Annotated in this window: 11 protein-coding genes; 10 read left to right on the forward strand and 1 reads right to left on the reverse strand. The window is 63.4% G+C overall.

Translation table 11 applies throughout. From position 1 onward, the window contains the following. The first annotated feature begins 10 nt into the window (after positions 1–10). The 7 genes from ACFPN5_RS09670 to ACFPN5_RS09700 all read left to right on the forward strand — a co-directional run bounded on the left by ACFPN5_RS09670 (position 11) and on the right by ACFPN5_RS09700 (position 7,559). Positions 11–1,672 carry a GMC family oxidoreductase gene (locus ACFPN5_RS09670; protein WP_379782558.1) on the forward strand — a complete coding sequence of 554 codons (1,662 nt, stop codon included), beginning with the start codon at positions 11–13 and terminating at the stop codon, positions 1,670–1,672. Between the two features lie 149 nt (positions 1,673–1,821). After that, complete coding sequence (locus ACFPN5_RS09675) at positions 1,822–2,583, forward strand: ABC transporter ATP-binding protein (RefSeq protein WP_379782560.1); 762 nt, start codon at positions 1,822–1,824, stop codon at positions 2,581–2,583. Positions 2,584–2,615: 32 nt separating this feature from the next. Next, on the forward strand, positions 2,616–3,323 hold the full coding sequence (locus ACFPN5_RS09680; protein WP_379783107.1) for an ABC transporter ATP-binding protein: 708 nt from the start codon (positions 2,616–2,618) through the stop codon (positions 3,321–3,323). Positions 3,324–3,352: 29 nt separating this feature from the next. After that, entirely contained in the window at positions 3,353–4,558 is a 1,206-nt protein-coding gene (locus ACFPN5_RS09685; RefSeq protein ID WP_379782562.1) for an ABC transporter substrate-binding protein, read from the forward strand. Positions 4,559–4,785: 227 nt separating this feature from the next. Next, positions 4,786–5,670, forward strand: coding sequence for a branched-chain amino acid ABC transporter permease (locus ACFPN5_RS09690; RefSeq protein WP_379782564.1), 885 nt, complete (start codon positions 4,786–4,788; stop codon positions 5,668–5,670). Then, a complete protein-coding gene (locus ACFPN5_RS09695) occupies positions 5,671–6,693 on the forward strand; it encodes a branched-chain amino acid ABC transporter permease (RefSeq protein ID WP_379782566.1) in 1,023 nt (340 codons plus the stop codon). It begins immediately after the preceding gene. Beyond that, positions 6,690–7,559: an alpha/beta fold hydrolase gene (locus ACFPN5_RS09700; RefSeq protein ID WP_379782568.1), complete on the forward strand. Its 870-nt coding sequence runs from the start codon at positions 6,690–6,692 to the stop codon at positions 7,557–7,559. The genes ACFPN5_RS09695 and ACFPN5_RS09700 overlap by 4 nt, the downstream gene beginning before the upstream one ends. Here the strand turns inward: ACFPN5_RS09700 and ACFPN5_RS09705 are convergent. Continuing rightward, positions 7,554–8,711 (reverse strand): iron-containing alcohol dehydrogenase, encoded by a 1,158-nt coding sequence (locus ACFPN5_RS09705; RefSeq protein WP_379782571.1) that lies wholly within the window; start codon positions 8,709–8,711, stop codon positions 7,554–7,556. The genes ACFPN5_RS09700 and ACFPN5_RS09705 overlap by 6 nt on opposite strands. 116 nt (positions 8,712–8,827) lie before the next feature. Here ACFPN5_RS09705 and ACFPN5_RS09710 point away from each other — a divergent pair, with 116 nt between their 5' ends. The 3 genes from ACFPN5_RS09710 to rsmG all read left to right on the forward strand — a co-directional run bounded on the left by ACFPN5_RS09710 (position 8,828) and on the right by rsmG (position 12,412). After that, positions 8,828–9,598, forward strand: coding sequence for a sulfite exporter TauE/SafE family protein (locus tag ACFPN5_RS09710; protein WP_379782573.1), 771 nt, complete (start codon positions 8,828–8,830; stop codon positions 9,596–9,598). A 238-nt stretch (positions 9,599–9,836) separates the two neighbouring features. Then, the gene (gene mnmG, locus ACFPN5_RS09715; protein WP_379782576.1) at positions 9,837–11,771 is read left to right on the forward strand and encodes a tRNA uridine-5-carboxymethylaminomethyl(34) synthesis enzyme MnmG; all 1,935 of its coding nucleotides are present in this window, start codon (positions 9,837–9,839) and stop codon (positions 11,769–11,771) included. Further along, complete coding sequence (rsmG, locus tag ACFPN5_RS09720; RefSeq protein ID WP_379782578.1) at positions 11,768–12,412, forward strand: 16S rRNA (guanine(527)-N(7))-methyltransferase RsmG; 645 nt, start codon at positions 11,768–11,770, stop codon at positions 12,410–12,412. Before mnmG ends, rsmG begins: the two co-directional genes overlap by 4 nt. Positions 12,413–12,502: the final 90 nt, after the last annotated feature.

A 12,502-nucleotide genomic window follows, 5' to 3' on the forward strand; every position in this document is an offset into this window, starting at 1 on the left:
AGAAGCGTGCGTGGAATCGGCTGGAGAATATGACTACATCATCGTTGGAGCCGGTACCGCGGGCTGCGTGCTGGCGAATCGCCTGACGCGCAATAAAGACGTCACCGTGCTCCTGATCGAAGCCGGTGCGCGCGACGATTACCTGTGGATCCATATCCCGGTCGGCTATTTGCATTGCATCGGCAATCCGCGCACCGACTGGCTGTTCAATACCGAACCGGATCCCGGACTCGGTGGCCGCGCCCTGATCTATCCGCGCGGAAAAGTCCTGGGCGGCAGCTCGTCGATCAACGGCATGATCTACATGCGCGGCCAGCGCGGCGATTACGACCGCTGGGCCGAAGCCTGCGGCGACGATTCCTGGCGCTGGGAGCAGGTGCTGCCCTTGTTCAAAAAGAGCGAAGACCATTATCGGGGCGCCAGCGAGCTGCACGGGGCAGGGGGCGAATGGCGCGTCGAAAAGCAGAGACTGTCGTGGAAAATCCTGGATGCCTTTCGCGACGCGCTGGAAGAGACCGGGGTCGGCAAGGTCGACGATTTCAATACCGGGGACAACGCCGGTTCCTCCTATTTCGAGGTCAACCAGCGGCGCGGGATTCGCCTGAATACCGCGAAAGCGTTCTTGAAGCCGGCGGCGCAGCGGCCGAATTTGACCATCATGACCGGCTGCCATGTCGAGCGCTTGCTGGTAGAAGAATCAGGCAATGGCAAGTTTTGCCGGGGCGTGCAGTTTACCGGGGGCGGGCGCGCGTTTACCGCCGTCGCCCACCGCGAAACCCTGCTCGCCGCCGGCGCGATCGGCTCGCCCCATATCCTGCAATTGTCGGGCATCGGCGCAGCAGGCCACCTGCAGCGCCACGGGATCACGCCCGTGGTCGATGCGCCCGGGGTCGGCGAGAACCTGCAAGACCATTTGCAGTTGCGGATGGTCTATAAAGTCAGCGGTGTGAAAACCCTGAATACCAGCGCCAACAGCTGGTTCGGCAAGATGAAGATTGGCCTCGAATACGCGCTGCTGCGCAGCGGGCCGATGTCGATGGCGCCGTCGCAACTCGGTGCATTCGCGCGCTCCGGCCCAGAGCAGGCGACGCCGAACTTGCAATACCACGTCCAGCCTTTATCTCTGGAAAAATTCGGCGACCCGCTGCATGGTTTTCCCGCATTTACGGCTAGCGTCTGCAACCTGCGCCCGACTTCGCGCGGCCACGTGCGCCTGGCCGGCACCGACAGCTATGCCGCGCCGAAAATCACACCCAACTACCTGTCGACGGAGGCCGACCGCCGTACTGCCGCCGCCGCGCTGGCCCTGACGCGGCGCATCGTCGGCGCCCCGGCGCTGGCCCGCTACCAGCCGCAGGAATTCAAGCCGGGGCCGCATTACCGCACCGAGGAAGAGCTGATGCAGGCCGCCGGCCTGATCGGCACCACGATTTTCCATCCAGTCGGCACCTGCAAGATGGGGATCAGGACCGATCCGCTGGCCGTCGTCGACAGCGAACTGCGCGTGATCGGCGTCGATCGCCTGCGCGTGGTCGATGCCTCGATCATGCCCTTCATTACCTCGGGGAATACGAATGCGCCGACGCTGATGATCGCGGAAAAGGCGGCCGCGCTGATCGCTGCGGGCAATACTGCAGTCAACATCTCGGCGGTGCGCGTCCCAGCTGTTTAATTTTGCACAATCGGTGGGCGCAGACGCCTCGTTTGTGCAGCCCCGCACATCTCCACGCGTATTGTCGCCCCTGGCTGAACTGTGTAATATTTGCCAAGAGGTGCGCCGTAGCACGTGAAACAGACGTTGAATAACGACCTGGAGAGACGATGGCGGATGTGATTCTTGAAACGAAGCGCCTGACGAAGGAATTCAAGGGTTTTACAGCCGTCAATAACGTCGACCTGAGCGTGCAGCGCGGCCATATCCATGCCCTCATCGGCCCGAACGGCGCCGGCAAGACCACCTGTTTCAATCTCCTCACCAAATTCCTGGGGCCCAGTTCCGGGCAGATCCTGTTCAATGGCCGCGACATCACGCGCGCCCGCCCGGCGCAGGTGGCGCGCATGGGCATCATCCGCTCCTTCCAGATTTCCGCCGTCTTCCCCCACCTGACGGTGCTGCAGAACGTCCGTATCGGCCTGCAGCGCCAGCTCGGCACGAGCTTTCATTTCTGGCGCAGCGAACGCTCATTGCAGCAGCTGGACGCGCGCGCCATGGCCCTGCTGGGCGAGGTCGACCTGGACAACCTGGCCGACAGCGTCACCGCCGACCTGCCTTACGGCCGCAAGCGCGCGCTCGAGATCGCCACCACGCTGGCAATGGAACCGGAACTAATGCTGCTCGACGAGCCGACCCAGGGCATGGGCCACGAAGACGTGGGCCGCGTAACGGCCCTGATTAAAAAAGTGGCGCAAGGGCGCACCATCCTGATGGTCGAGCACAACATGAACGTCGTCTCCGGTATCTGCGACCGCATCTCGGTACTCCAGCGCGGCGCCGTGCTGGCCGAAGGCAGTTATGCCGAGGTGTCGAAGAACCCGCAGGTGATCGAGGCCTACATGGGCACGCCAGATGGAGCGCCCGCATGAGCCCATCCGTGAGCCCATCCATGAGCACATCCGTGGCGGCGGCGCTCGAGATCCGGAACCTGCAGGCCTGGTACGGCGAATCGCACATCCTGCACGGCATCGACCTGGCGGTGGCGCCGGGAGAAGTCGTCACCCTGCTGGGGCGCAACGGGGCCGGGCGCACGACCCTGCTGCGCGCCATCATGGGCCTGACGGGCCGGCGCAGCGGCTCGATCCGCATCCATGGCGTGGAGTCAAGCGGCCTGCCGACGCACCGCATCGCCCACCTCGGCGTCGGTTATTGCCCGGAAGAGCGGGGGATCTTCGCCTCGCTGTCGGCCGAGGAAAACCTGCTGCTGCCGCCCGCGCTGGCGAATGCCGGCAACACCATGTCGCTCGACGAGATCTACGCGATGTTCCCGAACCTGCATGAACGCCGGCACAGCCAGGGCACGCGCCTGTCGGGCGGCGAACAACAGATGCTGGCGGTCGCGCGCATCCTGCGCACCGGCGCGCGCCTGCTGCTGCTCGATGAAATCTCGGAAGGGCTGGCGCCGGTCATCGTGCAGAGCCTGGCGCGCACCATCACCACGCTCAAGGCCCGCGGCTACACGATCCTGATGGTCGAGCAGAACTTCCGCTTTGCCGCGCCGCTGGCAGACCGCTTCCACGTCGTCGAGCATGGCGCGATCGTCGAAACGGTCGAAGCGCGCGAGCTGGAAGCGCGCATGCCAGTGCTCACCGAACTGCTCGGTGTCTAAGAAGGTTTAACGTAAAACATGGAGACGACATGAAACGCACCATCCTCGCCCTTGCCGCCAGCGCGGCCCTGGCCGGCGTGAACCTGCCTGCCGCAGCCCAGATCAGCGGCGACACCATCAAGATCGGCATGATCACCGACCTGTCCGGCGTGTATTCGGATATCGACGGCAAGGGCGGCGCCGAAGCCGTGCGCATGGCCATTGCCGACCTGGGCGGTGCTATCGCCGGCAAGAAAATCCAGTTCATGGTCGCCGATCACCAGAACAAGCCCGACATTGCCGCCTCGAAGGCGCGGGAATGGTTCGACCAGGGCGGCATCGACATGCTCATCGGCGGCACGAATTCCGGCGCCAGCCTCGCCATGGCCAAGGTTGCGGCAGAAAAGAAAAAAGTGTTTATTGCCATCGGCGCCGGTTCCGCACAACTGACCAACGAACAGTGTTCCCCGTATACCGTGCACTACGCCTACGACACCGTGGCGCTGGCGCGGGGCACGGGCTCGGCCGTCATCCGGGAGGGCGGCAAGAGCTGGTATTTCCTGACGGCCGATTACGCCTTCGGCCATTCGCTCGAAAAGGACACCGCCGAGGTCATCAAGAAAAACGGCGGCACCGTGCTGGGCAGCGTGCGGCATCCGCTGTCGGCGTCCGACTTCTCCTCCTTCCTGCTGCAGGCGCAGTCGTCGAAAGCGCAGGTGCTGGGGCTGGCGAACGCGGGCGGCGACACCATCAACGCGATCAAGGCCGCACGCGAGTTCGGCCTGACGAAAAAGATGAAGATCGCCGGCCTGCTGGTGTTCATCAACGACGTCCACACGCTGGGGCTGAACACGACGCAGGGCATGTACCTGACCGACGGCTGGTACTGGGACATGAATCCCGAGACCCGGGCCTGGTCGAAGCGCTATTTCGCCACGATGAAGAAGCAGCCGTCGATGCTCCAGGCGGCCGATTACTCGGCGACGGTGAACTACCTGAACGCGGTCAAGGCGCTCGGCACGGACGACCCGACCAAGGTCATGGCGCATTTGAAGTCACGCAAGATCAACGACATGTTCGCCAAGAATGGCCAGATCCGCGGTGACGGGCGGATGGTGTACGACATGTATCTGATGCAGGTAAAAACGCCGGCCGAGTCGAAGTATCCGTGGGATTACTACAAGCGGGTGGCGATCATCCCGGGGGAGCACGCGTACACGACCAAGGCGGAAACGAAGTGCGTGGCGTGGAAGTGATTTAATTTTGAGCAATTGCCGCAGGGTTGCAAGTGTGATTTGAACGCGTGAGGTAATTCAGGCCGGGGGCCTGAATTACGAGCCGCCCACCCTAGGGCCCTCCGAGAAAAGCTAACGTTCCGCAAACCGGCGTCGGGTGGGCGGGGGGATAACAGTCCGGGGGACTATTATCCCGCCCACGCGTTCAACGAACCTTCGCACATTGCGCCATCTTTGTTTGGGCAACTATGGAAATCTTCGGAGTCCCCCTGCAAGCCCTGATGAGCCAGCTCCTGCTGGGCTTGGTCAACGGCTCGTTCTACGCCATGCTCTCGCTCGGCCTGGCGGTCATCTTCGGCCTATTAAACGTCATCAATTTCTCGCATGGCGCGCTGTACATGATGGGCGCCTTCATCGCCTTTATCGGCGTAACCTCGTATGGTCTGAACTACTGGATGATGCTGGTGCTCGCGCCGCTGGTCGTCGGCGCCTTTGGCATCCTGGTCGAAAAGACGATGCTGCGCTGGCTCTACAAGCTGGACCACCTGTATGGCCTGCTGCTGACCTTCGGCATCACGCTGCTGCTCGAGGGCCTGTTCCGCTCCTTCTTCGGTGTCTCCGGCCAGACCCTCGACGTGCCGGACAGCCTGGCCGGCGCCACCGACCTCGGCTTCATGATCCTGCCGAACTATCGCGCCTGGGTGGTCGCCGCCTCCCTGAGCGTTTGCCTCGGTACCTGGTTCGTGATCGAAAAGACGCGGCTGGGCGCCTACCTGCGCGCCGGTACCGAAAACCCGAAACTGGTCGAAGCCTTCGGCATCAATGTCCCGCGCATGGTCACGCTCACCTACGGCTTCGGCGTCGCCCTGGCCGGCCTGGCCGGGGTGCTGGCGGCGCCCGTCATCAACGTCACGCCGCTGATGGGCTCGAACCTGATCATCGTCGTGTTCGCGGTCGTCGTGATCGGCGGCATGGGCTCGATCCTGGGTTCGATCGTCACCGGCCTGCTGCTGGGCGTGATCGAGGGACTGACGCGTGTGTACTACCCGGAAGGCTCGGAAGTGGTCGTGTTCGTCGTCATGGTCATCGTGCTGCTGCTGCGTCCGGCCGGCCTGTTCGGGAAGGAGAAGTAGATGCAGAAGACATTTTTGTATGCGCTGGCGCTGGCGCTTGCCCTGGCGGCGCCGTTCTTCGGCTATCCCGTTTTCCTGATGAAGCTGCTGTGCTTCGCCCTGTTCGCCTGCGCCTTCAACCTCCTGATCGGGTTCACGGGCCTGCTCTCGTTCGGGCATGCCGCTTTTTTCGGCAGCGCCGGCTATGTCACGGGTTACCTGCTGGCGTCCTGGGGATTCTCGCCCGAGCTCGGCATCCTGGCCGGGGTGGCGGCCAGCAGCCTGCTCGGCTTCGTGGTCGGCGCGCTCGCCATCCGCCGCCAGGGCATCTATTTTTCGATGATCACGCTGGCGCTGGCGCAGATGGTGTATTTCGCGGCGCTGCGCAGCCCGTTCACCGGCGGCGAGGACGGCTTGCAGGGCGTGCCGCGCGGCCGCCTGTTCGGCGTGTTCGACCTGGCCAACGACCTGACCCTGTACTACATCGTGCTGGCCATCTGCGTTGCCGGCTTTGCCCTGATCGTGCGCGTCGTCCACTCACCCTTCGGGCAAGTACTCAAAGCCATCAAGGAAAACGAGCCGCGCGCCATTTCCCTGGGCTATGACGCCGACCGCTACAAGCTGCTGGCCTTCGTGCTGTCAGCCGCCCTCACAGGCCTTGCAGGGGCCACCAAAACGCTCGTGCTGGGCTTCGAGACCCTGACCGACGTGCACTGGACCATGTCGGGCCTGGTGGTGCTGATGACGCTGGTAGGCGGCATGGGGACGATGGCGGGGCCGGTGATCGGCGCCTTCCTGATCGTGGCGCTGGAAAACAAGCTGGGCGAGCTGGGCACGTCGCTGGCCGAGCAGACCGGCGTGGCCTGGTTCGGGTCGCTCGGCGAGTCGGTCGGGATGGTGACCGGGCTGATCTTCATCGTCTGCGTGTTGGTGTTCCGGCGCGGGATCGTCGGCGAGCTCCAGGCGCTGCTCGAGCGTGGCAAGCGCGGCCGTGACCAGGAAGGATCTAGAATGGTCTCCGTAAACGACCAGGAGACGGCATGAAGGAAGAATCGCTGCGGCTGCATGTGAACGGGCTGCACATGCATGTGCGCAGCGTAGGGCAGGGGCCGGCGGTGGTGTTACTGCACGGCTTTCCCGACACCCACATGGTCTGGCGCAAGCAGGTGGGGCCGCTGGTCGCCGCCGGCTACCGGGTGCTGGCGCCCGACCTGCGCGGCTATGGCCAGACCGATGCGCCGGCCGCCGTGTCGGCCTACCGGCTCGAGCACGTCTGCAGCGACGTGCTGGCCATGCTCGATGCGCTCGGCATTGCGAAGGCACGCCTCGTCGGCCACGACTGGGGTGCGCTGGTAGGCTGGATGCTGTGCATGGATACGCCGGAGCGCATTGAACAATACGTGGCGCTCTCGGCCGGCCACCCGGCCGCTTTTACCCGTGCCGGCATCGACCAGAAGCTGCGCACCGCTTACATGCTGTGGTTCATGGTGCCGGGGCTGGCCGAGCAGTCCTTGAGGGCCGCCGACTTTTACCTGCTGCAGCATTTCACGTCCGACCGGACGCAAGTGTCGTACTGGCGCCGCAGCCTGGCCGACCCGGGTCGGCTGACGGCGGCCCTGAATTACTACCGGGCGAACGTGCCGCGCGGCCTGATGTTCGCGACCAGGAACGAACCGGTCACGGTGCCGGTCATGGGGATCTGGGGCAGTCTCGATCCGGCGCTGGGAGAACAGCAGATGGTCGACTCGACCCGCTATGTATCGAACACCTTCCGCTACGAGCGCATCGACGGCGCCGACCACTGGCTGCAGGTCACCGCGGCCGAGCGCGTCAACGCCCTGTTGCTCGATTTTTTTGGGAGCGCGGGCACCAGGGCTGAAGCCCAGGTCCACGCCAATACAGGGCTATAGCGCGGCGGCGTAGATCGCGTAGGCATCGGCGCGCGTCAGCTCGCGCGGGTTATTGCCGAGCAGGCGGGTCTGGAGCATGGCATCGTCTGCAAGCCGGTCCAGGTCATCTTCGGTGATCCCTACCTGACCTAAACTCGTCTGGATGCCGGTCATGCGCGCCATCTGTTGCATCGCAACAATCAAGGCTTCAGTCCGCGCTTCGATGCTGCCGCTCGCATGGGGCACGACCACGCCCGCCAGTTCGGCATACAGGGGCGCCGCCTCCGGCGCGTTAAAACGCAGCACATGCGGCAGCACGAGTGAATTCGACAGCCCGTGCGGCACATGGAAAATGCCGCCGATCGGATAGGCCAGCGCATGCACCGCCGCCACCGGCGCGTTCGAGAAGGCCTGGCCGGCGAGGCAGGCGCCCAGCAGCATGGCCTGGCGCGCGGCCAGGTTGCTGCCCTGTTTACAGGCCGGAATCAGATTGCTGGACAGCAGGGTCAGCGCTTGACGCGCCAGCACGTCGGAGATCGGGTTCTTCTTGTGCTTGCTGGTATACGCTTCGATCGCATGCACCATGGCGTCGATACCGGTGGCGGCCGTCACCAGCGGCGGCAAGCCCAGCGTCAATGCCGCGTCGAGGATGGCGAGGTCGGCATACAGCTGCGGCGCCACCACGCCCATTTTGGTGGTGGCGCCGGTGGTGACGATGGCGATATTTGTCACCTCGGAGCCGGTGCCGGCCGTGGTCGGGACCTGCACCAGCGGCAACCGCTTTCCCCTTACATTGCCGATCCCGTAGATGCTGGCCAGCGGCTGCTCGTTGTCCGTCAGTACCGCGACCAGCTTGGCTACGTCCATCGAGCTGCCGCCACCAAAGCCGATGACCAGGTCGATTTCGTCGGCTCTGGCAAAGGCGACCGCGTCCATCACGATGTCCTCCGCCGGGTCGGCCACGACGCCGGAAAAGACGCTGGTCCGGATGCCGAGCTGCTCCATGCTGGCGCGCGGACCGTCGAGCAGGCCGGTGCGCAGAAAACCGGCATCGGTGACGAGCAAGGCGCGGCGCGTGCCGGCGAAGCGTTCGGTAACCAGTTGCCCTAGGCGGGCAGTGGCGTGGGCTTCGGAAACGATACTGGCGACGGTGCTGAAAGCGAAGGCGGTCATGGTCGTGTTCACGTAAGAAGATCGGGTCAGCTTACACCAGAAGCGGAACATGTGGCCGCGTTGGGCGGCCCGGTTGCCGTACAATTTCACCTCTTCAATATAGCGGGACGCAGGTGATGATTGATTTTGTGTGGCTCGGCGGCGCAGCCTTCCTCGCCGGGTTGGTGGACGCCGTGGTCGGCGGCGGCGGCTTGATCCAGGTTCCCGCGATCTTCTCCTTCCTGCCGAAAGAGGTCCCTGCCACTTTATTGGGCACGAATAAGCTGGCCAGTATTTGCGGTACCGGCGCGGCGGCCGTGAATTACGCGCGCCGGGTGCGGGTCGCCTGGAGCGCCGCCGCACCGGCGGCACTGGCCGCGTTTGCCCTGTCCTTCGTCGGTGCCTGGACGGTGACGCGGGTGCCCGGCGATTTCGTGCGCGCCTTGTTGCCCTTTATTCTGCTGGCAGTGGCCATCTATACCTTCCGCAAGAAAGACCTGGGTTCAGTCCATGCGCCGGTGCACAGCGGCGTGGCCGAGCGCTGGTGGGCGGTGGGCATCGGCGCCGCCATCGGTTTCTATGATGGCTTTTTCGGCCCGGGTACCGGCAGCTTCCTGATCTTCCTGTTCGTGCGCTTTTTCGGTTTCGATTTCCTCAGCGCCTCGGCAGCGGCGAAGATTGTCAACGTGGCCTGCAACCTGTCGGCGCTGATGTGGTTCGGGTACAGCGGACACCTGCTGTGGCAGCTCGGTCTGCTAATGGCGGGTTGCCAGATTGCCGGTTCGCTCGTCGGCACCAAGCTGGCGATCAAGCACGGCAGTGCCTTCGTGCGCAAATTATTCCTCGTCGTCGTGTCCACCTTGATCGTGAAAACGGCATTCGATGCGGTCGTAAAGCTGGCGAGCTGAGCGCTTGCACTGATTGTTTCACGTGAAACAAAGCCGGGACCTCCCGGCTTTTTTTACGACCTGGGCCGTCGCGCTGTCAAAAATGTTTCACGTGGAACGTAGTGAGAAACCCATCCGAGTGTGTTCCACGTGAAACAAAAGCAAGCCTGTTTTTTGGACGAGCTGAGTCTGCGGCGATAAAAGATCCTATAATCGCGAATTAGGCTCCCTGCCGTTCTCTTCCGATCACTCTTCCATCATGCTATTTCCAACTGAATTCGACGTCATCGTCGTCGGCGGTGGCCATGCCGGCACCGAGGCCGCGCTGGCCTCCGCGCGCATGGGACAGAAAACTCTGCTCCTCACGCACAACATTGAAACCCTGGGCCAGATGTCCTGCAATCCCTCGATTGGCGGGATCGGCAAGGGCCACCTGGTCAAGGAAGTGGACGCCCTGGGCGGCGCGATGGCGATTGCCACCGACGAGTCCGGCATCCAGTTCCGCATCCTGAACTCGTCCAAAGGCCCGGCAGTACGGGCGACGCGCGCCCAGGCTGACCGCATCCTGTACAAGGCGGCGATCCGCTCGCGCATCGAAAACCAGCCGAACCTGTGGCTGTTCCAGCAGGCCGTGGACGACCTGATGGTGGAGGGCGACCGCGTCGTTGGCGCCGTTACCCAGATCGGCCTGCAGTTCCGCGCCCGTGCCGTGGTGCTGACCGCCGGTACTTTCCTCGACGGTAAAATCCACGTCGGCCTGCAAAACCATACGGCCGGACGCGCCGGCGACCCGGCCGCCGTGGCCTTGTCGAGCCGCCTGAAGGAACTGAAGCTGCCGCAAGGGCGCCTGAAAACAGGCACGCCGCCGCGCATCGACGGGCGCAGCATCGACTTTTCCGTGCTCGCGGAACAGCCGGGCGACCTCGATCCGGTACCGGTCTTTTCATACATGGGCAATGCGGCGATGCACCCGCGCCAGGTGCCGTGCTGGGTAACGCACACGAATGCGCAAACCCATGACATCATCCGCAACGGTCTCGACCGCAGCCCGATGTATACCGGCGTCATCGAAGGGGTCGGCCCGCGCTATTGCCCGTCGATCGAAGATAAAATCCACCGCTTTGCTTCCAAGGAGTCGCACCAGATCTTCCTCGAGCCGGAAGGCCTGGACACGCACGAAATCTACCCGAACGGCATCTCGACCAGCCTGCCGTTCGACGTGCAGCTGGCCCTGGTGCGCTCGATGAAAGGCATGGAAAACGCGTTTATCCTGCGTCCCGGCTATGCCATCGAATACGATTATTTCGATCCGCGCGGCCTGAAAGCGTCGTTAGAGACCAAGGCGATTCGCGGGCTGTTCTTCGCCGGCCAGATCAACGGCACCACCGGCTATGAAGAAGCCGCGGCCCAGGGCCTGCTCGCCGGCATGAACGCCGCGCTGCAAACCAAAGGGGAACAAGCCTGGACCCCGGGCCGCTCGGAAGCCTACCTCGGCGTGCTGGTCGACGACCTCACGACCCAGGGCGTGGCCGAACCGTACCGGATGTTTACCAGCCGCGCCGAATACCGTCTGTCGCTGCGCGAAGATAATGCCGACATGCGCCTGACGGAAATCGGCCGCAAGCTCGGCGTGGTGGGCGATGCGCAGTGGGCCGCGTTTGAGACCAAGCGCGAAGCGGTCGCCCGCGAACTCGAGCGCCTGCGCTCGACCTGGGTCAACCCACGTATCCTGGCCGCCAGCGAGTCCGAACGCGTCGTGGGGCAGGCGCTCGAGCGCGAATACAACTTGGCCGACCTGCTGCGCCGGCCGAACGTTGGCTACGACACCTTGATGACGATGACGGGCAACGAAGGCCAGCCCTTGGCCGGCCCCGGCGTGGCCGATCCGGCGGTCAAGGAACAGGTGGAAATCCAGCTGAAATATGCCGGCTATATCGACCGCCAGGCAAAAGAGGTGGAGCGCCACGACCACTACGAAAACCTGAAACTGCCCGATAACCTGGACTACCTGGAGATCGGCGCCCTGTCCTTCGAGGTGCGGCAGAAGCTGGATAAACAGCGTCCGGAAACCCTCGGCCAGGCTTCGCGCATTTCCGGCGTCACCCCGGCGGCCATTTCCCTGCTGCTGGTGCACCTGAAAAAACGCGGCGCGAAAGGTTTTACCGCCACTTCCGACGAGGAGACCGCACAGTGAAGGGTTTTGACCGCGTGCGTCTCGCGCAAGTCCTGGACGACGGCATCAACGAAATGGGCCTGAACGTCGGCCCCGAGCAACGCAGCCAGCTGATGGATTATTTGGCGCTGATGGCCAAATGGAACAGTGTTTATAACCTGACCTCGCTGCGCGACCCGATGCAGATGGTGACCCACCACCTGCTGGATTCGCTTGCCGCAGTGCCGGCATTTTTCGATGCCCGCAACGTGCTCGACGTCGGGGCAGGGGGCGGGTTGCCCGGAATCGTGCTGGCCATCGCGCGCCCGGACATGAAAGTCTCGCTGATCGACACCGTGCACAAGAAAACCGCCTTCCTCACCCAGGTCAAGGCGGAACTCGGACTGGCGAACGTGACGGTGTACACGATGAAGGTGCAGGACCTGCAGGCCGGGCCCTTCGACGTGATCACCTCGCGCGCTTTTGCCGACCTGTCCGATTTCGTCAACTGGTCCGGGCACCTGCTGGCCGAGGGCGGGAAATTCATTGCCCTGAAAGGGGTGGCGCCACCGGAGGAGCAGGAGCGGCTGCCAGGCGAGTGGAAAGTACAGGAATTGCGCCCTTTGAGCGTGGCCAAACTGGAAGCGGAACGCCACCTGGTTTTCATCTCCAGATCGGCGTAACAAGCCTAACGATATAAATGATTTATACCGTTTAAACCAATTACACCGTTTATTCGGTTTAAAAGATATTAACGGTATGACCTGATGTTG

The organism is Massilia niabensis (assembly GCF_042655085.1).
In the GTDB taxonomy this organism is placed as follows: Bacteria; Pseudomonadota; Gammaproteobacteria; order Burkholderiales; family Burkholderiaceae_D; genus Telluria; species Telluria niabensis.